General features: G+C 72.9%; 19 protein-coding genes and 1 pseudogene. 9 read left to right on the top strand and 11 right to left on the bottom strand.

Annotated features, from left to right (window positions below; all coding sequences use genetic code 11):
• The first annotated feature begins 97 nt into the window (after positions 1-97).
• The 4 genes from AQI95_RS04395 to AQI95_RS04380 all read left to right on the top strand — a co-directional run bounded on the left by AQI95_RS04395 (position 98) and on the right by AQI95_RS04380 (position 4,589).
• A complete protein-coding gene (locus tag AQI95_RS04395; protein WP_067117602.1) occupies positions 98-2,437 on the top strand; it encodes a histidine kinase in 2,340 nt (779 codons plus the stop codon).
• Positions 2,434-3,090, top strand: coding sequence for a response regulator (locus tag AQI95_RS04390; RefSeq protein WP_067117599.1), 657 nt, complete (start codon positions 2,434-2,436; stop codon positions 3,088-3,090). Before AQI95_RS04395 ends, AQI95_RS04390 begins: the two co-directional genes overlap by 4 nt.
• Before the next feature lie 139 nt (positions 3,091-3,229).
• Complete coding sequence (locus AQI95_RS04385) at positions 3,230-3,979, top strand: SDR family oxidoreductase (protein ID WP_067117596.1); 750 nt, start codon at positions 3,230-3,232, stop codon at positions 3,977-3,979.
• Between the two features lie 67 nt (positions 3,980-4,046).
• Entirely contained in the window at positions 4,047-4,589 is a 543-nt protein-coding gene (locus AQI95_RS04380) for a P-loop NTPase family protein (RefSeq protein ID WP_067117593.1), read from the top strand.
• A gap of 158 nt (positions 4,590-4,747) precedes the next feature.
• On the opposite strand, the gene AQI95_RS04375 is transcribed toward AQI95_RS04380, so the two are convergent.
• The 6 genes and pseudogenes from AQI95_RS04375 to AQI95_RS04355 form a co-directional block, all read right to left on the bottom strand.
• Positions 4,748-5,206, bottom strand: a complete 459-nt coding sequence (locus tag AQI95_RS04375; protein WP_067117590.1) for a peptidoglycan-binding domain-containing protein — start codon at positions 5,204-5,206, stop codon at positions 4,748-4,750.
• A 162-nt stretch (positions 5,207-5,368) separates the two neighbouring features.
• Positions 5,369-6,943 (bottom strand): annotated as a pseudogene (locus AQI95_RS04370) (phytoene desaturase family protein); the annotation flags it as partial.
• A gap of 21 nt (positions 6,944-6,964) precedes the next feature.
• On the bottom strand, positions 6,965-7,042 hold the full coding sequence (locus AQI95_RS50290; RefSeq protein ID WP_373287922.1) for a 50S ribosomal protein bL37: 78 nt from the start codon (positions 7,040-7,042) through the stop codon (positions 6,965-6,967).
• A gap of 61 nt (positions 7,043-7,103) precedes the next feature.
• Positions 7,104-7,316: a hypothetical protein gene (locus AQI95_RS04365; protein ID WP_067117587.1), complete on the bottom strand. Its 213-nt coding sequence runs from the start codon at positions 7,314-7,316 to the stop codon at positions 7,104-7,106.
• An 11-nt stretch (positions 7,317-7,327) separates the two neighbouring features.
• On the bottom strand, positions 7,328-9,856 hold the full coding sequence (locus AQI95_RS04360; protein WP_067117584.1) for an ATP-dependent Clp protease ATP-binding subunit: 2,529 nt from the start codon (positions 9,854-9,856) through the stop codon (positions 7,328-7,330).
• Between the two features lie 167 nt (positions 9,857-10,023).
• Entirely contained in the window at positions 10,024-10,968 is a 945-nt protein-coding gene (locus AQI95_RS04355) for a Dyp-type peroxidase (RefSeq protein WP_067117580.1), read from the bottom strand.
• Between the two features lie 200 nt (positions 10,969-11,168).
• Between AQI95_RS04355 and AQI95_RS04350 the strand changes: the two genes are divergently transcribed.
• On the top strand, positions 11,169-12,095 hold the full coding sequence (locus AQI95_RS04350; protein WP_067117577.1) for a LysR family transcriptional regulator: 927 nt from the start codon (positions 11,169-11,171) through the stop codon (positions 12,093-12,095).
• 78 nt (positions 12,096-12,173) lie between these two features.
• Here the strand turns inward: AQI95_RS04350 and AQI95_RS04345 are convergent, their stop codons facing one another.
• The gene (locus AQI95_RS04345) at positions 12,174-14,477 is read right to left on the bottom strand and encodes an FdhF/YdeP family oxidoreductase (RefSeq protein WP_067117574.1); all 2,304 of its coding nucleotides are present in this window, start codon (positions 14,475-14,477) and stop codon (positions 12,174-12,176) included.
• Positions 14,478-14,662: 185 nt separating this feature from the next.
• Here AQI95_RS04345 and AQI95_RS04340 point away from each other — a divergent pair, with 185 nt between their 5' ends.
• Together AQI95_RS04340 and AQI95_RS04335 are read left to right on the top strand one after the other, a co-directional pair.
• Positions 14,663-15,919, top strand: a complete 1,257-nt coding sequence (locus AQI95_RS04340; protein WP_067117571.1) for a molybdopterin molybdotransferase MoeA — start codon at positions 14,663-14,665, stop codon at positions 15,917-15,919.
• A gap of 127 nt (positions 15,920-16,046) precedes the next feature.
• Positions 16,047-16,430 carry a thioesterase family protein gene (locus tag AQI95_RS04335; RefSeq protein WP_067117568.1) on the top strand — a complete coding sequence of 128 codons (384 nt, stop codon included), beginning with the start codon at positions 16,047-16,049 and terminating at the stop codon, positions 16,428-16,430.
• Between the two features lie 19 nt (positions 16,431-16,449).
• Here the strand turns inward: AQI95_RS04335 and AQI95_RS04330 are convergent, their stop codons facing one another.
• The 3 genes from AQI95_RS04330 to AQI95_RS04320 form a co-directional block, all read right to left on the bottom strand.
• The gene (locus tag AQI95_RS04330; RefSeq protein ID WP_067117565.1) at positions 16,450-16,827 is read right to left on the bottom strand and encodes an NUDIX domain-containing protein; all 378 of its coding nucleotides are present in this window, start codon (positions 16,825-16,827) and stop codon (positions 16,450-16,452) included.
• A 150-nt stretch (positions 16,828-16,977) separates the two neighbouring features.
• Positions 16,978-17,859: a YegS/Rv2252/BmrU family lipid kinase gene (locus AQI95_RS04325; RefSeq protein ID WP_067117562.1), complete on the bottom strand. Its 882-nt coding sequence runs from the start codon at positions 17,857-17,859 to the stop codon at positions 16,978-16,980.
• A gap of 73 nt (positions 17,860-17,932) precedes the next feature.
• On the bottom strand, positions 17,933-19,522 hold the full coding sequence (locus AQI95_RS04320) for an FAD-binding oxidoreductase (protein WP_067117559.1): 1,590 nt from the start codon (positions 19,520-19,522) through the stop codon (positions 17,933-17,935).
• Positions 19,523-19,636: 114 nt separating this feature from the next.
• Here AQI95_RS04320 and AQI95_RS04315 point away from each other — a divergent pair, with 114 nt between their 5' ends.
• Together AQI95_RS04315 and AQI95_RS04310 are read left to right on the top strand one after the other, a co-directional pair.
• On the top strand, positions 19,637-20,236 hold the full coding sequence (locus AQI95_RS04315) for a TetR/AcrR family transcriptional regulator (protein ID WP_067117556.1): 600 nt from the start codon (positions 19,637-19,639) through the stop codon (positions 20,234-20,236).
• Positions 20,233-21,813, top strand: coding sequence for a glycerol-3-phosphate dehydrogenase/oxidase (locus tag AQI95_RS04310; RefSeq protein ID WP_067117553.1), 1,581 nt, complete (start codon positions 20,233-20,235; stop codon positions 21,811-21,813). Before AQI95_RS04315 ends, AQI95_RS04310 begins: the two co-directional genes overlap by 4 nt.
• A gap of 124 nt (positions 21,814-21,937) precedes the next feature.
• On the opposite strand, the gene AQI95_RS04305 is transcribed toward AQI95_RS04310, so the two are convergent.
• Entirely contained in the window at positions 21,938-23,389 is a 1,452-nt protein-coding gene (locus tag AQI95_RS04305; protein WP_067117550.1) for a WGR domain-containing protein, read from the bottom strand.
• Positions 23,390-23,521 lie beyond the last annotated feature (132 nt).

Raw genomic sequence — 23,521 nt, 5'->3', positions numbered from 1 at the left:
CACGGCACGACCGGGGTCTCTATCGCTGGTTGGGGACGCGCCTCGGCCTGTGGTCAGATGCCCGGTGCCCCGGCCGCCGCCTAGGCTCGTCGGCGACATGGAAACGATACGCAACTGGGCCCTGCCCCTGCTCCTGGCCGCCGGGCAGGGAGTGCTCCTGTGGCCGGGGACGGGCCTGTACGACACACCTGGCACCGGTGTCATCGGCGTCGTGTGCGTGCTGGCCGTGGAGACGGCCGCGCTGGGCCGTCGCCGGCACACCCCGGTCCGGGCACTGGCCTGCACACTCGTCACCCTCGTCCTCGGCACGCTCGCGTGGCCGGCCGGCTATCTCGGCATCAGCGTGCTCGTCGCCCTGTACTCCGTCGCGGTCCACTGCCCGCTGCCCGTGACAGTACGGGCGCTCGCCGCCGCCGTGGGCGTCGAGTGGCTGCTGGTCGTGGCGCAGGACGGCTTCGGTGTCCCGCTCCTGGGCGAGCTGGCGGTCGCCCTGGGCGCGTACGTCCTGTGCGCCGGGCTCGGCGAGGCGCGGCGCCAGTGGCTCGCCGGCCGACTCACCGCCGTACGACGGCTGGCCGGGGCGGAGCAGACCCGGCTGCAGGCGGCCGATCAGGAACGTCGGCGACTCGCCCGCGAACTGCACGACGTGAGCGCCCACCACCTCACCTCGGTCGTCGTCACCGTCGACGCCGCGTGCCGGCTCAAGGACAGCAGGCCCGAACTGGCCGCCGAGGCACGGGGGTTCGCGGAGCGCACGGGAGCCGAGACCCTTACGGCGCTGCAGCGACTCGTCGGTCTCCTGCGCGACGCCGACGGTCCGGGCCCACGGCCGTCGAGCGCGCAGATCGAGGAACTCGTCGCCGGCTTCGGCCGCCTGGGCCGACCGGTCACCGCGCACATCCCCGCCGACCTGGCGGGCACGGCGGCCGAGGCCGTCCACGGCATCGTCCGCGAGGCCCTCACGAACGCGCTGCGGCACGCGCCCGGCGCCGCCGCCCGCGTGGCCGTCCGGCGGAAGGACGGACTGCTCGACCTGACCGTGGAGAACGGCTCGCCGCGCACCTCGGCCCAGCCGTGCGTCACGGGCCTCGGCGGCGGACGCGGGGTGTCCGGGATGCGGGACCGCGCCGCCGCGGCCGGCGGCGAGCTGACCGCCGGGCCGACGCGCGACGGCGGCTGGCGCGTCCACGCGGCCCTGCCCGACACCGCCGAGCCGCGGCACCAGCAGGCGTGGCGGCGCGACGTCCTGCGGGAGCAACGGCTCGCCGACCCCGCCCTGGCCTTCACCGCATGGGTCCTGCCCGTGGTCTGCGCCCTGGCCGTCGCGGAGGACTGGCCGGCCCGCACGCGCGGCGCGGCCGCTCCGCAACTGCTCGTCATCGCCGTACTCCTGGGACTGCACGCCCTGCCGCTGCTCTGGCGCAGACGTGCCCCGGGTGCCGCCTTCCTCGCCGTGCCGGTCACGGCCCTGTTCGCCGCGGTGAGCGTCGTCCCGCTCCATCCGCCGTCGCACGTGGTGGAGTTCCTGGCCGGGGGCACGCTGGTGGAACCGCTCGCGCTGTACGCGGTCGCCGCCTACGGGCAGGGTGCCGCGCGCACCTGGCCCGCGGTGGCTGCCGCGTCGTTCGCGATGGCGTCCGTGCTCGCGGCCACGGCCTGCGCCGACGGTGCGGTGGCGGGTGAGCCGGCCGGCTGGGGCGACGTCGTCGCGACGACCATGGCACTGAGTGTGCTGCTGGCTCCGGCCCTGGCCTGTGTGTGGGTCGCCGGTCTCCTCGTACGGCGTCGCAGGCTGCGCGCCCTGGCCTACGACGACTTCGCGTTCGCCAGCACGATCTGGCACGCGGACCGCACCGCGGAGGCCGAACGGCGACGGCTCGCGGCCACGTTGCGCGACGCCGTGTTGCGGCACACGGCGACGCTGGTCGAGACGGCCCGGCAGGGAAGCCTGGAGGACGTGGCCGAGGCGGCCAGAGCGGCCCTGTCCGCGATGCGGGACATGCTGCACGGCCTCGGCCGAGCGGAGGACTCCGGCAGCCGGCTCGCTCCCTCGCCGACCGCGGCCGACCTCGAAGCCCTCTGCCGCACCCTCGGTGCCGGCGGCCGCGAGGTGCGGTTGCGGGGCCTGCCCGAGGCCGCGCGAGACCTTCCGCCGTCGCTGCAGATCTCGGTGTACCGCATCGTCGAAGCGGCACTCGCCGCGGGCGACCGCGGTCCGGCACGGGTGGCTCTGCGGCGACGGCGCGACGCCGTGCGCATCACGGTGACGGGCGTACGGCTCGCCGTCGCGGGCCCGGTCGCCGAGCGCCTGCGGGTGCAGGTCGCCGCGGGCGAGGGACGGATCGCCCTCGAACCGACCGGTACCCTACGGGTGTCGTTGCCCACCGGACCCGTTCCGGTCCCCGACCAGGAGGTGTCCCCGTCGCCGTACGCGTGATCGTCGTCGACGACCAGGCCGTGGTCCGCGCCGGATTCGCCGCCATCGTCGACGCCGAACCCGACCTGACCGTGGTGGCCGAGGCCGGTGACGGGGCGACGGCGGTGTCACTCGCCTCCGCCGGGGACGTCGACCTGGTCCTCATGGACATCCGGATGCCCGGCATGGACGGCCTCACCGCGACCCGCCTGATCAGCGCGCTGGAAGCCGGTCCGCGGGTGCTGGTGCTCACCACGTTCGACCTCGACGAGTACGTGTACGAGGCGCTGCGCGCCGGGGCGTCCGGGTTCCTGCTGAAGGACGCCCAGCCCGAGGAACTGCTGTCCGCCATCCGCGTCGTCGCGTCCGGCGACGGCATCCTCGCTCCCGCCGTGACCCGCCGCCTCATCGACGCCTTCGCGCGCGGCGCCCCGGCGCCGGGCAGCGCGGCCGGCCTGGGCCAACTCACCCTGCGAGAGCGGGAAGTGCTGTTGAAGATAGCGGCCGGCCTGACCAACGCCGAGATCGGAGCCGAACTCGGCGTGACCACGGGCACCGTGAAGAGCCACGTCAACGCCATGCTGTCCAAGCTCGGGCTGCGCGACCGCGTGCAGGCGACCATCCTGGCCTACGAGAGCGGTCTCGTCCTGCCCGGCGCGCTGCGGCAGAGCTGACAGCGCCGGCTCGGGGTCGCCGTGCCATCCGGCGGACCGGCGCCGCGCGCCTCTGCCATGGTGTCGTGGCCCGTCTCCCCGCCACGTCGAGGTCCGTTCGCCGCCAGCGTGCCTCATGCGTGGCCGGTGAGATGGGGACATGACTTCACGAGCGAACCTGAGTGGGAAGAAGGCCCTTGTCACCGGCGGCAGCCGGGGCATCGGAGCGGCGACGGCACGGCGACTGGCGCGGGAGGGCGCGGATGTGGTCGTGACGTATGTGCACGGGAAGGAGGCCGCGGAGGACGTGGTGCGGGCCGTGGAGACACTGGGGCGGCGGGCGGTGGCCCTGCGTGCCGACGCGGCGGACGCAATGGAGGCGGCCGGCGCCGTGGACCGTGCGGCCGAGGCACTCGGGGGCCTGGACATCCTCGTGAACAACGCGGCCGTCGGGCTGATGCAACCGCTGGAGGACATGTCCCTCACCGACGTCGACCGCGTGATCGCCGTGAACGTACGCGGGGTCTTCCTGGCCGCCCAGGCCGCGGCCGCGCTCATGGCACCCGGCGGGCGGATCATCACGGTCGGCAGTTGCGTCACCCGGCGCACACCGGGCCCCGGCGCCACGCTGTACGCGATGAGCAAGTCGGCGGTCACAGGCCTGACGAAGGCGCTGGCCCGCGAGCTGGGCGGGCGCGGGATCACGGCGAACGTCGTGCACCCGGGCCCGATCGACACCGACATGAACCCCGCGGACGGTCCCTTCGCGCCGGACCAGGCGGCCATGACATCCCTGGGCCGCTACGGCACGGCGGAGGAGGTGGCGACCGCGGTGGCCTACCTGGCGGGACCGGAGGCGGTGTACGTGACGGGAGCGGAGCTTTCGGTGGACGGGGGGTATGCGGCGTGAGTGAGCGGGGCGCAAGGCGCCCCTGAGCAACATCCATGGCCCGGGGCCCCGGGCCTAGCATGCACCCATGGAGCGAATCTTGGTGGCGGGTATCACCGGTGCGGGCAAGTCCACGCTCGCCCGCAGGGTGAGCGGTGTGCTGGACCTTCCCTACCACGAGATGGACGCGCTCTACTTCACCGGCCCCGAGTGGACCGTCAACTCCCGCTTCACCGAGGAGGTGTCACATGTCGCGGCCGGATCCCGCTGGATCGTCGACTCACTCGGCTATCCGCAGGTCCGCGACCTGCTCTGGGATCGGGCCGACACCGTCATATGGCTGGACTACCCCAGAGGCGTGATCATGCCGCGCATCCTGCACAGGTCCCTGCGGCGCACGGTGACGCGCGAGGTTCTCTTCGGCGGCAACAGGGAGACCTGGGCGGGCTGGCTGAGCAGGGAGCATCCGGTCCGGTGGGCCTGGTCCCAACACGCCGCCAGGCGCCGTGAGATCGAGCACCGCGCCCGCGATCCCCGCTTCGCCCCACTCGATGTCCTCCGCTTCCGCCACCCCGACAACACCGCGGCCTGGCTGACGTCCCTCGCCGTGGGCGGAGCGACCCACTCCTAGAGGCGGCCCGGCGAGGGCGCGTCGTCGGCGACACCCGGTTCACCGGACATGGCTGCGCAGTCGTGTCTGTGCAGTCGTGTCTGCGCAGTCATTTCTGTGCAGTCATGTCCGTGCGGCCATGTCCGTGCGGTGGGCCCGGGTCCCGGCTCGGAGTGCGCTCAGTGGGCGTTCGCGAAGCGCTTGAACGCGGCCTGGGTGCCGGAGCCGGCGATGCCGTCGATCGCGCCGTGGTAGCCCCAGCTGCTCTTCAGCAGACGCTGCAGGCCCTTGACCGTGCCGTTGCCGACGACGCCGTCGATCGGGCCGGTGTAGCCCCAGTACTTCTTCAGGCAGCGCTGGAAGGCCTTCCAGCTGTTCGGGCCGAGCCGGCCGTCGATGCCGCCGGTGTAACCCCAGTACGTCTTCAGCCAGCGCTGGACCTTCTTGGCCTGAGTGGCGTTCAGACCGAGGTTGTTCACCGCCTGCGGGGCTACGGCCTCGGTGGTGACCGCCGAGTGGGCGGCCGAGGGCGCGGCGAAGCTGGTGCCCGCGGCGGCGAGGCTGCCGGCGGCCAGGGCCACGGCGGTCGCGGCGGTCGCGGCGGTGAGGAGCGTCCTGGTGACGAGGTTCGTTCGCATGGTTTCTTCCCCCTGTTGTCGAGTGCCTCTCGGCACGCCACAGAAGGTACGCATCGGAGCCTTCGCCGACGCCAACCCAGGAGTTGAATCCTGGCTCCACCGGCCGCGGTAGCAGCAGGCCACGTACAACCCGCGCGGTATCCGGTGCGCCCGGTCCTGCGGTCAGGTGCGTCCACCTCGACCCGACGTCGGGGCGCCGTGGCCGCTGACGCCCAGGTGGCGCAGTGCGGCGGCCGCGGCTCCGGCGCCGCACATGCCGTGCGCACCGGGGCCGGGCGGGGTCGCCGCCGAGCACAGGAACACACCGGGCAGGCCCGTCGCGTACGGGTCGAGGGTCGGGCGGGGTCCGAGAAGGAGCTGGGGGGTCGTCCGGGCACCGGTGATGATGTCGCCGCCGGTGAAGTTGGGGTTGGCGGTGGCGAACCCGGCGGGGTGGGTGGCTTGTCGGCCCACGATGCGCTCGCGGACGCCGGGGGCGAACCGCTCCAGCTGACGGAGTATCGCCCCGGTCGCGTCCCCGTCGTAGCCGTAGGGGACGTGCGCGTAGGTGTACACGGGGTGGACGTCGCCGACCGAGCGGGAGGGGTCGGCCAGATACTGCTGGCCGACCAGCACGAACGGGCGCTCCGGCATGCGGCCGGCCACCACATCCCGCTCCGCACGGACCACCTCGGCCAGCCGGCCGCCGAGGTGCACGGTGGCGGCCCGTCGCGCGTGCTCGTTCGTCCAGGGCACGCCGCCTTCGACGGCCAGGTCGAGTTTGAAGGCGGCTGGTGCGCGCCGGAAGCGCAGGTAGGCTCCGCGCACCCGGGCCGGGAGCCGGTCCCCGTAGAGGCTGGCGATCTGGCCGGGGTCGAGGTCGAGCAGGGTCACGTCCGCGGGCGGGAGCTGCCGGTGGTCGGTGACGCGGACGCCGGTGTGGATGGTGCCGCCGTGCTCGCGCAGCACCGTTTCCATGCTGCGGGCGATGGACTGTGAACCGCCTTCGGCCACGGCCCAGCCGGCCGCGTGGCCCGCGGTGAGGATCCCGAGCCCGATCGCCGAGGTGAACGGACGGGACAGCGGGCGGAAGGAGTGCGCCGCGACGCCCGCCCACAGGGCCTGTGCCCGCGCAGTGGTGAAGAGACGGGCGAGGAGGGTGGCGGGAAGGGTGGTGGGCAGCCCGAAGCGGGCGAGCAGCAGTGGCTGCGAGGGGATCCGCAGCAGGGGACCCATCACCTCGCGCGCCAGCGCGTCCCAGTGCCGTACCGGAGTGGCCAAGAGGGCGCGGTAGCGGGCGCCGTCGGGGCCGAGCATGCGGGCGGTGTCCTCGACGGAACGCAGCAGTACCCCGGCGCTTCCGTCGTCCAGCGGGTGCACGCAGTCGATGTCCGCCGTCAGCCAGCGCAGCCCGTGTCGTTCGAGACCGAGCGCGCGCAGGGCCGGGGAGGTGACGGCCGTGGGGTGGACGGCCGAGCAGTGGTCGTGCAGGAGACCCGGCAGCAGTGCCTCATGGCTGCGGGTGCCGCCGCCGACCTCGTCGGCCGCTTCCAGCAGCGTGACGTCGAGTCCCGCCTCGGCGAGCAGGGCGGCTGCGGCGAGCCCGTTGGGCCCACCGCCGACCACCACGGCGGACGTCATGCCGTGCACCTCGACGTGACCGCGTTCGAAGGGGCGCGAGGGGGCGTCATCGGTCGCATGGGTCCGAGTCTGCCGGTGCACCGGCCTGTTTCCCAGGGAGGGCGCCGGCAGCATCCGGGGCCGGCGCCCTCCCTGTCTTCAGGACTGGGGCCGCTTGCCGTGGTTGGCGGCGTGCTTGCGCCGCGACTTCTTCTTCCGGCGTCGCTTCGAGGACATCGAAACCTCCTGTGGGGAGAGGGAATCTGATGGGGGCAAGCGCCCGGACACCGTGTCGGTGTCAGCTCTGCTCGTGGTCGGTCTCGGCCGGTTCCTCCTCCTGCCGGGTCCCGGAGTCCTCCCACTTCCCGACCGGCAGTCCCGCCTCCCGTCGGTCCTCCCGGGTGCGCTCTTCGAGTCGGGCCTCGTCGGGCCGGCGCGGCATGCCCCGTCCGTGACCGGTGTCCGGGTCTCCCTCGACCTGTTCGTTGGACTTGTGGTGATGGTGCGTCATGGGATCCTCCGTCACTGCTCCGCCGCCGGGGCGCCGGCCTCGGCGGGCTCGCCGGATCCGCTGCTCTTGCGCACGATGCAGTGCAGCGAGTCGTGCTGGACGTCGGCGACGATGGTGTCTCCCGGCTCGGCCTCGCCGCTGAGCAGCAGGGTGGCGATTCGGTTGTCGAGTTCCGCCTGGATGGTGCGGCGCAGCGGCCGGGCGCCGAACTCCGGCTGATGACCGTGGGCGATCAGCAGCTTCTTCGCCGCCTCGGTCACCTCCAGCGTCATCCCCTGCGCGTGGACGCGGCGCCTGCTCTGCTCCAGCAGGTGCTCCACGATCTCCCCCAGATCGTCCTGGGTCAGCCCGTGGAAGATGATGATGTCGTCGATGCGGTTCAGGAACTCCGGCAGGAACCTGGTCCGCAGATCCTCCATCAACTCGTCCTTCAGCTCCGACACATCGCCCTTGTGGTCCAGGATCCGGTGTGCCCCGATGTTGGAGGTCATGATGATCACGCAGTGCCGGAAGTCCACCGTGCGGCCCTGGGCGTCGGTGAGCCGGCCGTCGTCGAGGATCTGCAGCAGTGTGTTGAAGACGTCCGGGTGCGCCTTCTCCACCTCGTCGAACAGCACCACGCTGTAGGGCCGGCGGCGTACCTTCTCCGTGAGCTGGCCCGCTTCCTCGTAGCCGACGTATCCGGGAGGGGCGCCCACGAGCCGGGCGACGGTGTGCTTCTCCTGGAACTCGCTCATGTCGAACCGGATCATCCGGTCTTCTTCCCCGAACAGCAACGCGGCCAGGGTCTTGGCGAGTTCGGTCTTGCCGACTCCGGTGGGGCCGAGGAAGAGGAAGGATCCCACCGGCCGGTTCGGATCCCCCATGCCCGCCCGGTTGCGCCGAACCGCCTGGGACACGGCGGTGACGGCCTCGTCCTGGCCGACGATGCGGGCGTGCATCTCCTCCTCCAGCTTGAGCAGCTTCTCCTTCTCGCTCGCCGTCAGCTGCGACACCGGGATCCCCGTACGACGCGAGACCACGTCGGCGATGTCCGCCGCCGTCACCGACACCACGCCCTCACGGCGCTCCTCGATGCCGGCGAGTTCGCCCTCCACCTCGGCGACCTGCCGCTTCACCTCGGACGCCTTCTCGAAGTCCTCGACGGACACGGCGTGTTCGAGTTCGCGGCGGAGTTTGGCGATGCGGTCCTCACGACTGACGATCTCCGTGGAACGGCCCGCGCCGCGCAACCGCACGCGCGCCCCGGCCTGGTCCATCACGTCGATCGCCTTGTCGGGCAGGAAGCGATCGGTGATGTAGCGGTCGGACATCTCGGCGGCGGCCGCCAACGCCGCGTCGTCGAAGCGGACCTGGTGGTGGGCCTCGTAGGAGTCGCGCAGGCCCTCCAGGATCTGCACGGTCTCCTCCACCGTCGGCTCGGGCACCATCACCGGCTGGAAGCGGCGCTCCAGCGCGGCGTCCTTCTCCACGTACTTGCGGTACTCGTCGATCGTCGTGGCCCCCACCACATGCAGCTCACCGCGGGCGAGCGCGGGCTTGAGCATGTTGCCCGCGTCCATCGACCCCTCGCCCGTAGCGCCCGCGCCCACGACGGTGTGCATCTCGTCGATGAAGAGGATGATCTGGCCCTTGGCGGCCTGGACGTCCTCGATGACCTTCTTCAAGCGTTCCTCGAACTGCCCGCGGTACTGCGCCCCGGCCACCATGCCCGACAGATCCAGCGCCACCACCCTCTTGTCCTTCAGGGTGTCGGGCACCTCCCCCGCCACGATCCGCTGCGCGAGTCCCTCGACGATGGCGGTCTTGCCGACGCCGGGCTCGCCGATGAGGACGGGGTTGTTCTTGGAGCGGCGGGAGAGGATCTCGACGGTCTGCTCGATCTCCTCGCCACGCCCCACCACCGGGTCGAGCTTGCCCGCCTTGGCCTCTTCGGTCAGGTCGCGGCCGTACTCGTCCAGCGTCGTGGCCGGCTGTTTCCGTTCGGCGGGCAGGGCGTCGGCGCGGGCGGCCTGCTCGGTCAGGTCCGCCAGTCGCTGTGTGTCCTTGCCCTCGGCGCGCAGCAGCTTGGCGGCACCCGTGTCACTGTCACCGAGGAGCGCGCCGAGGATGTGCTCGGGGCCGATGTACGACACTCCGGCGGCCTGCGACTGGGCGTAGGCGGCACCGAGTGTGCGCTTGGCGGCCGGGGTGAGGCCCGGTTGCGCGGAGGGCTCGCCGGACTCGCGCGGAAGGATCTTGGCGATCTCTGCCGCGAGCGCGTCGGGATCGATGCCCACCTGGGAGAGGAGCCTGCGGGACGGCTCGACCTTCGTGGCCGCCCACAGCAGATGTTCCGTGTCCAGATCGGACGTACCGTCTTCGACCGCCCGTTGCGCGGCGAGGCTCAGCAGTTCCTGCGAGGAGTCCGTCAGCAGGCGGCCGATCGGTACGCGCTGCACCGCGGGAGGCGATGACGCCGGGGACGTCCCGAAGAACCGATTGAACAACTCGCTGAAGGGATCCGACGAACCGAACGGTGCACCGAACGACATCGACATGACTGCTCCTGGACGCGGGAGGCCGTTGATCCACGGGGCGGTGATCCGCGGGGGCGGCGATCCACAGGGGTCGTTGTTCCGGGGTCCGTAATCACTGAACCCCGCCGGGCACGGCACCGCAAACGGAGGGCACGCGTTGTCGTCGCCGGTGACACTGGGTCGCGGCCTCAGCCGGTGGCGCCCCGCGGAGCGGCCGGCAGGTCGTCGAGAAAGGTCAGGGTGGGCACGTGGAAGAGGCAGCCCGTGACCGGCACCGAGAAATCGAGAATCCGGTCGTGCTGGCCGGGGTGGCGGCCGAGGAACATGTTCCTCAGCATGTCCTCGGTGACGTCCGGGGTCCGGGCGTAGCCGATGAAGTAGGTGCCGAATTCGCCGGTGCCGATGGTGCCGAAGGGCATGTTCTCCCGCACGATCTTGCGTTCGACGCCGTTGTCGTCGGTGAGGGTGTTCAGGGCGACATGGGAATCGGCGGGCTGCACATCGCCGGGGAGTTCGATGTTGGCCAGCTTGGTACGTCCGATGACCATGTCCTGTTCCTCGGCCGACAGGGCGTTCCAGGCCGTCATGTCGTGCAGGTACTTCTGCACGATCACATAGCTGCCGCCCGCGAAGTCCGCGTCCTCGTCGCCGATGAACACGGCGTCCTCCGCGGCCCTTCCCTCCGGGTTCTCGCTGCCGTCCACGAAGCCGAGCAGATCGCGTTCGTCGAAGAACTTGAAGCCATGCACTTCGTCGACCACCGTGGCCGCCTTCTCCAGTCGCTCGCCCAGCAGCCGGGCCAGTTCGAAGCAGAGGTCCATACGGCGGGAGCGGACGTGGAAGAGCAGGTCGCCGGGTGTGCCGACGGCTCGGTGGCGGGGCCCGAGGAGGTCCACGAAGGGGTGCAGCTGCCGTGGGCGCGGGCCGCCGAACAGACGGTCCCATGCCTGCGATCCGATGCCGACGACACAGCTGAGTTCTTCGGCGGGCGCGCGGAAGGCCACCGAGCGGCGCAGGGCCGAGACGTCCTCGAGCAGGTCGCGGACCGTGTCCTCACCGCCCGGTACGACGGTGACGACGAGGAACACGGCGGCTCTGGCCGGCGGGACGATGACGGGCTGCGGTTCGACCACGGGAGTCCGCCTCCTCACAAGGCCTCGGAGGGCCCCGGTCGCCGTGGGACTCCTCGGCCTGCTCGGCGCCGGGTCGCTGTCAGGTCCTCGCACCAGCATGGCGCCGCCCCGCCGACTCGGCAGGTCGTACCCGGCACGGCGCGGGCCGTGCGCGCGGTCCGGGACTGGCTTTGCGAGCAGCGGTCGGGTACACCCGTGCCGTGCTCTTTCGTCAGCTGGAATACCTCGTCGCCCTCTCCCGGGAGCGGCACTTCGCGCGTGCCGCCCAGGCCTGCCATGTCTCCCAGCCCGCACTGTCGGAGGCGCTGCGCAAGCTGGAGGAGGAACTCGACATGCCGCTGGTGCGGCGCGGCCGCAAGTACGAGGGCCTCACCCCGGAGGGGGAACGCATCGTCGTCTGGGCGCAGCGGATCCTCGCCGACCGCGATGCCCTGAAGGACGAGGTCGACGCTCTGCGCAGCGGGTTGAGCGGCCGGATACGGATCGGTTCCGTGCCGACGGCGTCCGCCGCCGTCGCCGAGCTGACCGGTCCGTTCTGCGCGGCGCATCCACTGGTCACGGTGGAGGTGATCGCGGATCTGCAGTCCGTGGACATCCTGCGGCAGCTGCAGAACTTCGAGCTCGACGCCGGGATCACCTATCTGCGGGAGGATCTGTCGGCGAACTTCCACACCGTTGCGCTGTACCAGGAGCGGTACGTCCTGCTGCTCACGGCCGCCGACGGTCTGGCCCGGCGTACGACGGCCACGTGGGCGGAGGCGTCGCGGCTGCCGCTGTGCCTGCTGACCGGGGCGATGCAGGGGCGCCGGGTGCTGGACGAGCTGTTCGCACGGGCCGGGACACAGCCCTCGCCACGGCTGGAGACCGACTCCGTGGCGGCGCTGTTCGCCCATGTGCGGACGGGACGGTGGGCGAGTGTCGTGCCGCACGCCTGGCTGCATGTGTTCGGCGTTCCGCCGGGCATGCGGGCGGTACCGCTGGTCGAGCCCGCCGCGGCGGTGCCGGTGGGGCTGGTGACCGCCGCCCGGGAGCCGGATTCGGTGATGGCGAGGGCCCTGACGGACATCGCCCGCTCCACCGATGTGGCCTCGGCACTGGAGCGTGTGCCGGGCGACCCGGGCCGGTAGCCGCGACGGCACCGGCGTGCCCGCTCCCCGACGTACCGCGCGGAGCCGTCCGTGCGGGGCGGCGGGGAGGCCTCGGCTTCAGGTGGCGGGGGTGGTGCCGGCGCGGGTGGGCTCCATGCGGATCAGCACGCCCTTGGAGGTGGGGGTGTTGCTGATGTCGGCGACGCTGTCCAGCGGTACCAGGACGTTGGTCTCGGGATAGTAGGAGGCGGCGGAGCCGCGGCTGGCCGGGTAGGCGACGACGCGGAAGTCCTCCGCGCGGCGTTCCAGCCCGTCGTGCCAGACGGCGACCAGGTCCACCCGGTCGCGGTCGGCGAATCCGAGGGCGGCCAGGTCGTCGGGGTTGACCAGCACGACCCGGCGGGCGTTGTGGACACCGCGGTAGCGGTCGTTCATCGCGTACGGCACGGTGTTCCACTGGTCGTGGGAGCGCAGCGTCTGCAGCAGCAGATGGCCCTCGGGGATGTCCGGCATCGTGAACTCGTTGACGGTGAAGACCGCCTTGCCGCTCGGCGTGCGGAACACACGCCGGTTGACGGGGTTGGGCAGCCGGAAGCCGCCGGGCTCGGCCACCCGGGCGTTGAAGTTCTCGAAGCCCGGTACGACGCGGGCGATGCGGTCGCGGACGGTGTCGTAGTCCGCCTCGAACTCCTCCCAGGGGATGGCCGGTGTGTCACCCAGGGTGCCGCGGGCCAGCTGGCTGATGATCGCGACCTCGCTGAGCAGGTGCGGGGAGGCGGGCGCGAGGCGTCCCCGGGAGGCGTGCACCTCGCTCATGGAGTCCTCGACGGTGATGAACTGCTCGCCGGACGCCTGGATGTCGCGGTCGCTGCGGCCGAGGGTGGGCAGGATGAGGGCGATGTCCCCGCAGACCGTGTGCGAGCGGTTGAGCTTGGTGGAGATGTGTGCGGTGAGCCGGCAGCGCCGCATCGCCTCCTCGGTCACATGGCTGTCGGGCGTGGCCCGCACGAAGTTGCCGGCCACTCCGAGGAAGACCTTCGCGGTGCCGTCACGCATGGCCCGGATGCCGCCCACGGAGTCCAGTCCGTGGTGCGCGGGCGGGGTGAACCCGAACTCGCGGCCCAGGGCGTCGAGGAACGTCCGGGGCATGCGCTCCCAGATGCCCATCGTGCGGTCGCCCTGGACGTTGCTGTGGCCGCGCACCGGGCAGACCCCCGCGCCCGGCCGGCCGATGTTGCCGCGCAGCAGCAGGAAGTCGACGACCTCACGGATGGTCGGGACGCCGTGCTTGTGCTGGGTGAGTCCCATGGCCCAGCAGACGATGATCTTCTCGCTGCGCAGCACCTGGTCGTGGACGCGTTCGATCTCCTCTCGGGTGAGCCCGGTCGCGGCGAGGACGTCCTCCCACGGGACCTTGCGCGCGTGGTCGGCGAAGTCGGCGAAGCCGGTGGTGCGGGCGCTGATGAACGCGTGGTCGAGTACGGTGCCGGGGCGCTCGTCCTCGGCCTCCAGCAGGAGCCGGTTCAGCGCCTGGAAGAGGGCGAGGTCGCCGCCGGGCCGGATCTGCAGGAACTGGTCGGCTATCGGTGTGCCCCGGCCGAGCACTCCGCGGGCCTTCTGCGGGTGCTTGAAGCGGATGAGTCCGGCCTCCGGCAGCGGGTTGACGGCGATGACCTTTCCGCCGTTGCGCTTGGTCTCCTCCAGCGCGGTCAGCATCCGCGGATGGTTGGTGCCCGGGTTCTGTCCGACGACGAAGACGAGGTCGGCGGTGTGGATGTCGTCCAGGGAGACACTGCCCTTGCCGATGCCCAGGGTCTCCTGCAGCGCGGAGCCGCTCGACTCGTGGCACAGGTTGGAGCAGTCCGGCAGGTTGTTGGTCCCGTAGGCGCGGGCGAAGAGCTGCAGCAGGAAGGCGGCTTCGTTGTTCAGCCGGCCGGAGGTGTAGAACAGGGCCTCGTCCGGGGAGTCCAGCCGGCGCAGTTCCCCGGCGAGCACGCTGAACGCCTTGTCCCAGCCGATCGGCTCGTAGTGCGTGGCGCCGGGCCGTTTGACCATGGGCTCGGTCAGCCGGCCCTGCTGGTTGAGCCAGTAGTCGGACCTGGCGCCGAGTTCGGCAATCGAATGCCGGCGGAAGAACTCGGCGGTGACCCGCCGCGAGGTGGCTTCGTCGCTGATGTGCTTGGCGCCGTTCTCGCAGTACTCGTTCCGGTGCCGTCGGCCGGGCGCGGGCTCGGGCCAGGCGCATCCCGGGCAGTCGAATCCCTTGACCTGGTTGATGTTGAGCAGGGTCAGCGCGGTGCGTCGTACGGTCGTCTGGCCCAGCGAATACTCCAGTGCGTGCGTGACCGCCGGCACACCGGTCGCCCAGCGCTTGGGCGGGGTGACCGACAGATCGTCGCCGGGGTCCTCGATCTCGCTCATGATCCGGTCCGCCTCTTTCCGTTGTCCTCCAGGCACGCGTCGGCAGCATCCGCCCCTCCGCGGCAGCGCGTCAAAGAGGTGTTCTCGATCATTTGACAAGTGCGGGTTATCAGATAGGCGCCGCCTATCGGCAGACAAACCAGGCCTCTTTGACTTCCTCGGACGGCTGTTCGACGATGATCCGCATGACGGCATCCCGGACGGCCGATGGCCCGGCACCGCACGGATCGCAGACCGAGCCCGGCTCGCTCCGGGCCGCCCGGACCTGGGAACGGGCCCGCTCGATCGCCCGGTCGTGCGCCGGGCAGCCGCTGCCGGCGGTCCCCCGCACCCTCGCCGACGCCCTGGGACACGCGCTGGCCGAACCGCTCGTGGCCCTCACCGACCTGCCGCCCTTCGCGACGGCCGCGATGGACGGCTGGGCCGTGTCCGGACCGGGCCCGTGGCGGCTCGGTGGCGCGGGCGTCCTGGCCGGCCGGGAGCCCGGACCGCTCGGGCCGGACTCGGCCGTCCCCCTCGCCACCGGCGCACCGCTGCCGGCGGGCGCGACCGCCGTACTGCGGCACGAGCACGGTGCGGCGGACACCGAGCGGGGCCTGCTCCACGACCGCTCCCCCGCCCCGGTGCCCGAGGGCCAGGACATCCGTCCGCGGGGCCAGGAATGCCGCTCCGGAGAACCGCTGCTGCCCGCCGGCACCACCGTGACCGAGCGGGTGCTGGGCCTGGCGGCGGCGGCCGGGTACGACCGGCTGACGGTGCACCGCCGTCCGAGCGTGGAACTGCTCGTCCTCGGCGACGAGTTGCTCGCCCAGGGCGTGCCGCGCGGCGGACGGGTCCGTGACGCGCTCGGCCCGCTGCTGCCGCCGTGGCTGCGGGCCTGCGGTGCCGAGCTGATCAGCCATGAACGGGTCGCCGACGACCTCGCCGCGCTCGGGGAAGCCGTGCGGCGCTCGCCCGCCGATGTCGTGGTCACCACCGGGAGCACCGCGTCGGGACCGGTGGACTTCCTGCACGACACGCTCCGCGCGCTGGATGCCCGGCTGCTGGTCGACTCCGTGGCCGTACGCCCAGGTCACCCCATGCTGCTCGCCGAGTTGCCGGCCACCGCCGACGGGCGGGCGCGCCGGCTCGTCGGGCTGCCCGGGAACCCGCTGGCCGCCGTGGCCGGCATGGTCACCCTGGCCGAGCCGCTGCTGCGCCACCTCGGCGGGCACTGCGCGCCCGAGCCGGTCCAGCTGACGGCCGGCTCGGCGCTGCCGGGGCATCCGCGCGACACCCGGCTGCTGCCGGTGTTCACCGCGGGGCAGAAGGTGACGCCGCTGCCGTTCGACGGTCCGGCGATGCTGCGGGGCCTCGCTCTGGCGGACGGTCTCGCGGTGGTCCCGCCGGGCGGTGTACCGGCCGGCGACACCGTGGACGTGGTGGAGCTGCCCCGCCGGTGAGGCCGGCGGGGCGCTCGCACCTGATGTGCCGGCCCGGCGTGTCGATCGTGCGGTCGGCGGGGCCGGAGGGCGGGCGCGTGCGGGCCGCCGGGGCGAACGTTGCCCGTCGGGGCACTAGCGTGAACGTATGCACCACGAGGTGACCGATGCCGACACCGCGGTGGCGGTGGGCGGCGGGGACGTGCCCGTTCTCGCCACCCCGCGGTTGATCGCGTGGCTGGAGGCGGCCACCGTGCGGGCCGCCGCCCGCTTCACCGGGTCCGGCCGGACGACCGTCGGCACGGGGGTGCGGATCCGGCATCTGCGGGCCACACCGGTCGGCGGCCGGATCGAGGTGAGCGCCGAACCCGTCGCCTCCGGGGCGGGCGGGCATGTCACGTTCGTGGTCCGGGCCGTCGACGGCGCGGGCCGGCTGGTCGCGACGGGCGAGATCGACCGGGCGGTCGTCGACCGGCAGCGCTTCCTGACGCACGCGACGGACGCGGCGGCGGACCCGGCGCCGGATCGGTGACCGGTGGGACCGGCCGGTCTCACGCGGGGGTGTGGCCGCGAAGGTAGTCGCGCACGGCTGCCGGGAGTGCGGCACCGTCGGCCTCGGGGATCGGCGCCCAGCGCACCTGCTCCCGCGCGCGGCCGGCCGAGTCCGACGGGGACTCGCTGAGCAGCTGGCACACCACGGCGGACGCCTCGTCCGGCCGTGCGCCGGCGCGCGGGGCGAGGCTCTCGGTGCCGTCGACGAGGTACCCGGTGAGTTCGTAGACGACCCGCGCGGCGGTGGCCTCGGCCGGCTCGGCCGGTTGGGGATCACCCGACGGCAGCGCCCAGCCGTCGCCGTCGGCCACCAGCAGCAGCCGTCCGTCGTACAGGACGACGGCCTGCACCACGCCCTCGGCGGGCTCCAGCGCCATGGCGGACCAACCCCTCCCCCGGCACGCTCGGCCGGGTTCCCCTCCCCCTACCCAGGGCCGGCCGGTCATGCACCGACGCGGTGCCACTTCTCGATCCGCGCCGGGAATTCGTGGGCACACGTATGTGTGTCCCGCAGGGCGAGCGCGCGGTCAGTACAGCATCGGCAGGTCTGCGGGCCGTACCCGCACGGTGACGGGGAGGGTGGCATCCACCTCGCCGTCGGCGCCGTAGGGGACGGGCCGGCTGGCCTCGATGCGCAGTTCGCGCCCGCGCAGGACGCGCACCTCGGGGCGGTGGACGTGGGCGCCCGTCTTCAGCTCGTTCATGAGGGCGAAGAAGAGCCGGCGCGGTGCGTCGCGGATCATCACCACGTCCAGCAGTCCGTCGTCGACGCGTGCGTCGGGGGCGATGAGCCGGCCGGAGCCGTAGTAGGGGGAGTTGGCGGCTACGACGGTGTAGCCGCGGTGGGTGTGGTCCTCGCCGTCGACGGTGATGCGGTAGTCGGCGGCGCGCCAGGTGGTGACGGCGCGCAGGCCGCCCGCGTAGTAGGAGGCGGCGCCGCGCAGCAGTCGGGCGTGGTTGGCGTGCCGGTTGGCCACGGCGTCCACTCCCGCGTAGACGCTGCCCAGGACCACGGTGCGCGGGTGGACGGCCGACTCCACCTCGATGGTGTCGACCGGCCGAGGCTCGGCGCGCAGCAGGATGTCGGCCAGCGCGGCGGGGTCGTCGGGCAGCTTCAGGGCGCGGGCGAAGTCGTTGCCGCGCCCCGCGGGGACCAGGCCGAGGACGGTTCCGGTGCCGCTCAGCGCCCCGCCGATGCCGCCGGCGATGCCGTCGCCGCCGACGGCCAGGACGATCCGGCCGCGCTCTCCGGCGCGGCGGGCGATGTCCTGGGCGTGGGGAAGGCTGTGGCTGTACTCCGTCTCCAGCTCGGCCCCGGCCTCACGGAGCAGCCGGGCCAGCTGCAGCAGTGTCGCCGCCCCGGTGGAGCCGCCCGCGGTGGGGTTGACGACGGCGGTGAACTGTCGCATCGGTGTGCCTCCGAAGCAGGCGGATCGGATCGGATCGGATCGTGTCGGATCGGGTCGGTCGGTTCGGGCGGGGTCAGTCGGTGGGGAGCAGGACGCCTGGGTTGAGGAGGCCCTCGGGGTCCAGGCACCGCTTCACGGCACGCAGCGCCGCGACGCCGAGCGGTCCGACCTCGCGGACGTACCAGTCGCGGTGGTCGATGCCGACGCCGTGATGATGGGAAATGGTGCCACCTGCTGCCAGCACCGCTTCGTTGGCGGCGTGCTTGGCGGGCGCCCAGTGGGCCACCGGGTCCTCACCCTGCGCGCTGACGACGGTGAAGTACAGCGAGGCGCCGTTCTCGTAGACGTGGGAGATGTGGCACATGACGAGCGGCGGCGTGCCGGCCTCGGTGAGGGTCTCGGTGAGTGCGGTGCGCACGGTGGTGTAGAGGTCGGGGACACGGGACCAGAAGGTGGCGGTCTCCAGGGTCTCGGCGAAGGCGCCGACGTCCAGCAGGGCGTCCCGCAGATACGGTGCGGAGAACCGGCCGTGGGCCCAGCGTTCGCCGGGTTCCGCTCCCACGAGGGTGCCGCCGCAGGCGGTGAGGACGGCCGCCGCCTGCTCCCGGCGCTGTGCCGTGTCCTCGGCCGTGCCCTCGTAGCCGGCGATGGCCAGGCAGCCGGCCTCGCTCTGGGCCAGGTCGCCGCCGATGGCGTCGGGCTGGGCCAGGCCGATGAGCGTCTCGGTCTCGTCGGACAGCCGCAGGACCGTCGGCCGGGGACCGTCCTGGGCGAGCCGACGCAGGGCGGCGGCGCCTTCCTCGAACGAGGCGAACCGCCAGCCCTCGTAGAGGCGTACCTCGGGCAGCGGGCGGATGCGTACGACGACGGCGGTGATGACGCCGAAGGCGCCCTCCGAACCGAGGATCAGCTGGCGCAGGTCGGGTCCGGCGGCCGAGCGCGGGGCACGGCCGGTCTCGAGGGTGCCCTCGGGGGTGGCGAGGGTCAGGCCGAGGACCATCTCGTCGAAGCGCCCGTATCCGGCGGACGCCTGGCCGCTGGAGCGGGCGGCGGCGAAACCGCCGATGGTGGCCCATTCGAAGGACTGCGGGAAGTGGCCGAGGGTGAAGCCGTGCTCGGCGAGCAGGGCTTCGGCCTCGGGGGCGCGCAGGCCGGGCTGGAGGACCGCGGTGCGCGAGACGGGGTCCAGCTCCAGCATGCCGTTCATACGGCGCAGGTCCAGGGCGATGAACGCCGCGCGCCGGGGGGCGAGTCCGCCGACGACCGACGTGCCGCCGCCGAAGGGGACGACGGCGAGGCCGTGCTGGGCGCAGACGCGGAGCACGGCGAGGACCTCGTCGTGGGAGGCGGGCAGGACCACGGCCTGCGGCACGTCCGAGAAGTCTCCGGCGCGCATGCGCAGCAGGTCGGGGGTGGACTTGCCGCGGGTGTGGCGGATGCGGCTCTCGCTGTCGGTGCGGACGTGGTCGCCGCCGACGGCCTCGGCGAGCGCTTCGAGCGCGGCGGGGTCGGCCGTGGTGCCGGGCAGGCGGAGGTCGTCCAGGCCGAGGGCAGGGGTGGTGACGGGCTTGACGCCGAGCAGGTCGCGCAGCAGTCCGGTCACCGAGTCGGGCAGCGGTGCCGCCTTGGCCGGGTCGCCCCAGCCGTTCCACAGCATGTCCATTGAACGGTCGTCCTCACAGGTCGATGTGCTCGGTTCGCGCGACGGCCCGGCGGCCGTGCCCGGGGCGACGGTGTGCCGCTTCCGTCCGGCCCCCAGGGCGTTACACTGTGACACATGACGCCTATTCGTCACAACGGTTCGGACAACGATCACGTGCTCGACGCGGTACGCGACTGTGTACTGGCCGTCGGAGTGCGCCGCACCACCCTCGCCGACGTGGCCCGCCGCGCCGGTGTCTCCCGGATGACGCTCTACCGGCGCTGGCCGGACCTGCGGACCCTGGTGGGCGATCTGATGACCCGCGAGTGGATCGACGTGGCCACCCGGGCGATCCCGGAGCCCGCCGCCGGCATCGACACGCTCACCCGGATCGTGGACGGACTGGTGGCGGGAATCGAGGCGTTCCGGGCGCACCCGCTCTTCCACAAGATCGTCGACGTCGATCCGGAACTGCTGCTGCCCTATGTCCTCGACCGGCGCGGAGCGAGCCAGGAGGCGCTGCTGGCCCTGCTGGCCGACGCACTGCGCGCGGGCCACGCGGACGGGTCGGTACGCCCCGGCCATGTCGAACGGCAGGCCCGTGCCCTGCTGTTGACCGTGCAGTCCTTCACCCTGTCCCTGCGCACCATGACCGACGAGGACGATCCGGAGCTGGACTCCGCCGCCTTCCTCGGCGAGTTGCGCACCCTCCTGGAGAGGACCCTGACGCCATGAGCCACCCCAGCGCCCACACCGGCTCGTCCCTCAACGCACACCGCCGCGGCCGGGAACTGGCCGAGGCCACCGACGGCAGGGTCGCCGACGTCCTCGTCGTCGGACTCGGCGCCACCGGGGCCGGAGCCGCACTGGACGCGGCGGCCCGCGGGCTGGACGTCGTCGCCGTGGACGCCCACGACCTGGCCTTCGGCACCTCCCGCTGGAGCTCGAAGCTCATCCACGGCGGGCTGCGCTATCTGGCTTCCGCGCAGTTCGACGTCGCGCACGAGAGCGCGGTCGAGCGCGGGGTGCTGATGACCCGCACCGCCCCGCACCTGGTGGCCGCCCAGCCGTTCGTCCTGCCGCTCACCCCGCTGGTGTCCAGGTCCCAGGCCTCGCTGGCCTGGGCCGGATTCCGGGCCGGGGACGTGCTGCGGATGGCCGCCCGGACGCCCCGGCAGGTGCTCCCCGCCCCGCGTCGGCTGTCGGCCACGGAGGCCCGGCATCTGGCACCCTCCGTGCGCTCGGCCGGGCTGCGCGGCGGACTGCTGTCCTGGGACGGCAAGGTGACCGACGACGCCCGGCTGGTCACCGCGCTGGCCAGGACGGCCGCCGCGCGCGGGGCACGGGTGCTGACCCGGGTCAGGGTGCTGGAGCTGACCGGCACCGGCGCCCGCGTCCGCGACGAACTCACCGGCGAGGAGGGCGAGATCAGGGCCCGCGCGGTGATCAACGCGGCCGGGGTGTGGGCGGGCGACCTCGTCGAGGGCATCCGGATCCGGCCGTCCCGCGGCACCCATCTGGTCCTGCGCTCGGAGCGGCTCGGCGCCCTGCCGGCCGGACTGCACATCCCGATCCCCGGCGAGACCAACCGTTTCGTCCTGGTCCTGCCCCAGGGTGACGGCCGGGTGTACGTCGGCCTCACCGACGAGCCGGTCGAGGGTGGGATCCCGGACGTCCCGGAGGTGCCCGAGACCGACATCGGCTTCCTGCTGGACGTGCTCGGATCGGTTCTGGACGCTCCGGTGGCCCGGGAGGAGGTCGTCGGTGCCTTCGCCGGACTGCGCCCGCTGCTGGACACGTCCGGGCACGAGGGCCGCGCCGGCGCGCCCGCCCGTACCTCCGACATCTCCCGGCGGCACGCGGTGCTGACGACTCCCGACGGCATCACGACGATCGTCGGCGGCAAGCTGACCACCTACCGGCGGATGGCGCAGGACGCCGTGGACGCCGCCACCGCCGCCCGCGGTCTTTCCGCCGCGCCCTCCCCCACCGCCGCACTGCCCCTGGTCGGCGCCGCCGCGCCGGAACGGCTGCGCACCCTGTCCGCACCGAAGCGGCTGGTCCGCCGCTACGGCACCGAGGCCGAGGCCGTCCACGCCCTCGCGGTGGAGGACCCCGCCCTGGCCGAGCCCGTGCCGGGCCACCCGGTGACCCGCGCCGAACTGCTGTGGGCCGTCCGCCACGAGGGCGCCCTGGACGAGTCCGACCTTCTGGACCGGCGTACCCGCATCGGACTGGTACCGCAGGACCGGGCCGAGGCGCTGTCCCTGGCGCGGGAGGTGCTGGCGGAGGCGGCGACCACCCGGCGCTGACGCGCCGCCCGGCTCGCCGGGTGCGGCAAGCGCCTCTTCCCGAGCTGGGGTGGCCGGCGGGAGCCGCCGGGACGTGCCGTCCGCGTCGCGGCGGCCGTCGGGCGGGCGGCGGAGAGCGGGAGCGTCAGAGCAGGCGGCGGATGTCGCCGCGGACGCGGTAGAAGCCGCCGGCCGCCGGGTGCAGGGCGTCCACGACGTAGCGGGCGCCCGGCTCCCGTATGGCGCGCGGGAACTGCACGTTCCAGGAGGCGTCGTAGCCCTCGGACACCACGTGCACGCGAAGGCGGCCGCTGTCCTGGACGCACTCGACCACCACGGCGCCGGCCGGGGCCCGGGTGACCGTGGAGACGGCGGCGACGGCGGTGGCGGGCGCGTAGGTGGGCAGGGCGGCGGCGAGCTTGACGTCCCGCGCGACCGGCACCGTGCCCTGCTGGGCCGCGGTGATGGCCGACTCGCTCGCGTCGACGCACACGAGCGAGCCCTCGGTGGTCACCAGGTACAGCCGCTCGTCGCGGTACTGCATGGACAGTGCCGAGCCGCCGCCCGTGCCGAGCTTCCACAGGCGCGTGCCGTCCTGGTCGAAGCAGTAGACGGACGAGGCGGAGTCCCCGGCGAAGACGAACCGGCCGCCGGGGGAGGTGGCGCACGAGTACACCGGGCTGTCGCAGGTGTACGTCGCCTCGATCACGCCGGTCGCCTTCGACAGCCGCTGGACCACGCGGTGCCCGGTACCGGCGTAGACGGCGTCGTCCTCCTGCCAGCCGAAGAGCACGCTGCCCCGGGTGGTGGTGTGCCACAACTCCCCGCCGCCGTCGGGTGCGTAGGCGGTCACGCCCCGGTGGTGGCCGTGGTAGACGGCGCGGTCGTCGGCACGGACCATCCAGGCGTGCTCGCCCTGGCTGCGCCGGGCCCACTGGTGTTCGTCCTCGTGGTCGATGACGGTGAGCCGGCCGGCGCGGTCCGAGACGTTCAGGATGCCCTCGTGGATGTCCAGCCAGAAGATGTCGACGTCGGCGGCGATGTCGTACGCGGCGAACGGCAGCTTGGAGGACAGGTCGTAGACCTTGCCGTCGTCACAGCCCGCGTAGATCCAGAAGTCGTCGGCGACCAGGCACTTCACCCCGTCCGGCAGGCTGAACCGCGCGAGCAGTGCGCCCTCGTGGTCCAGGGTGTAGACGTCGCCCGACTGGTTGCCCACCCAGCAGTGCTCGTCGTCGACATGGATGCCGAACGCGGCGGAACCGGTCCGGAAGCGCCACAGCACGGGCGCCACGGCGCGCGCGGTCGACGGGGCGGAGGTGACCTGACGCCGGGTCACGGCGCGCGGGGCGCGCTGCCCCTGGACGGCCGGGGCATAGCCCTTGCGGACCTTCTCCCCCACCTTCTTCGCGGCGGCCGCCCTGGCCTTCTCGGCGGTCGGGAACGTCGTCGTCTGGATCTGCCCGGCCGCGCCGATCCTGCCGTACCGCACCGTCACCACCAGGCCGTCGACGGTCACCTCGTAGAACTTGTGGGCGCCGTCGCCCTCCTGCGACAGCTCCAGATACGTCGTCGACACCGCGGACGCCGTGGCCATGGCAGACCCCTCCCCAGGGACGGACCCGCGGCCGTTCCGGCAGGTCCTCACTGATCAAACCGTAAGGCCCACCACTGACAACGGACCGAGCCCGGCGACCGCTCCGCGCAGCGGCGCGTACGGTGATCCGAG

Source organism: Streptomyces yokosukanensis (assembly GCF_001514035.1).
GTDB classification, from domain to species: Bacteria; Actinomycetota; Actinomycetes; order Streptomycetales; family Streptomycetaceae; genus Streptomyces; species Streptomyces yokosukanensis.
This window is presented reverse-complemented; position numbering and strand designations above follow the sequence as displayed.

Excerpts from the sequence above, each read along its gene's own strand:
- AQI95_RS04335 (WP_067117568.1), top strand. The coding sequence starts at position 16,047 with ATGCACCACGAGGTGACCGATGCCGACACCGCGGTGGCGGTGGGCGGC.
- AQI95_RS04305 (WP_067117550.1), bottom strand. The coding sequence starts at position 23,389 with ATGGCCACGGCGTCCGCGGTGTCGACGACGTATCTGGAGCTGTCGCAG.
- AQI95_RS04395 (WP_067117602.1), top strand. The coding sequence starts at position 98 with ATGGAAACGATACGCAACTGGGCCCTGCCCCTGCTCCTGGCCGCCGGG.
- AQI95_RS04330 (WP_067117565.1), bottom strand. The coding sequence starts at position 16,827 with ATGGCGCTGGAGCCCGCCGAGGGCGTGGTGCAGGCCGTCGTCCTGTAC.
- AQI95_RS04365 (WP_067117587.1), bottom strand. The coding sequence starts at position 7,316 with ATGACGCACCATCACCACAAGTCCAACGAACAGGTCGAGGGAGACCCG.
- AQI95_RS04360 (WP_067117584.1), bottom strand. The coding sequence starts at position 9,856 with ATGTCGATGTCGTTCGGTGCACCGTTCGGTTCGTCGGATCCCTTCAGC.
- AQI95_RS04380 (WP_067117593.1), top strand. The coding sequence starts at position 4,047 with ATGGAGCGAATCTTGGTGGCGGGTATCACCGGTGCGGGCAAGTCCACG.
- AQI95_RS04310 (WP_067117553.1), top strand. The coding sequence starts at position 20,233 with ATGAGCCACCCCAGCGCCCACACCGGCTCGTCCCTCAACGCACACCGC.
- AQI95_RS04340 (WP_067117571.1), top strand. The coding sequence starts at position 14,663 with ATGACGGCATCCCGGACGGCCGATGGCCCGGCACCGCACGGATCGCAG.
- AQI95_RS04320 (WP_067117559.1), bottom strand. The coding sequence starts at position 19,522 with ATGGACATGCTGTGGAACGGCTGGGGCGACCCGGCCAAGGCGGCACCG.
- AQI95_RS04385 (WP_067117596.1), top strand. The coding sequence starts at position 3,230 with ATGACTTCACGAGCGAACCTGAGTGGGAAGAAGGCCCTTGTCACCGGC.
- AQI95_RS04315 (WP_067117556.1), top strand. The coding sequence starts at position 19,637 with ATGACGCCTATTCGTCACAACGGTTCGGACAACGATCACGTGCTCGAC.
- AQI95_RS04375 (WP_067117590.1), bottom strand. The coding sequence starts at position 5,206 with ATGCGAACGAACCTCGTCACCAGGACGCTCCTCACCGCCGCGACCGCC.
- AQI95_RS04325 (WP_067117562.1), bottom strand. The coding sequence starts at position 17,859 with ATGCGACAGTTCACCGCCGTCGTCAACCCCACCGCGGGCGGCTCCACC.
- AQI95_RS04345 (WP_067117574.1), bottom strand. The coding sequence starts at position 14,477 with ATGAGCGAGATCGAGGACCCCGGCGACGATCTGTCGGTCACCCCGCCC.
- AQI95_RS50290 (WP_373287922.1), bottom strand. The coding sequence starts at position 7,042 with ATGTCCTCGAAGCGACGCCGGAAGAAGAAGTCGCGGCGCAAGCACGCC.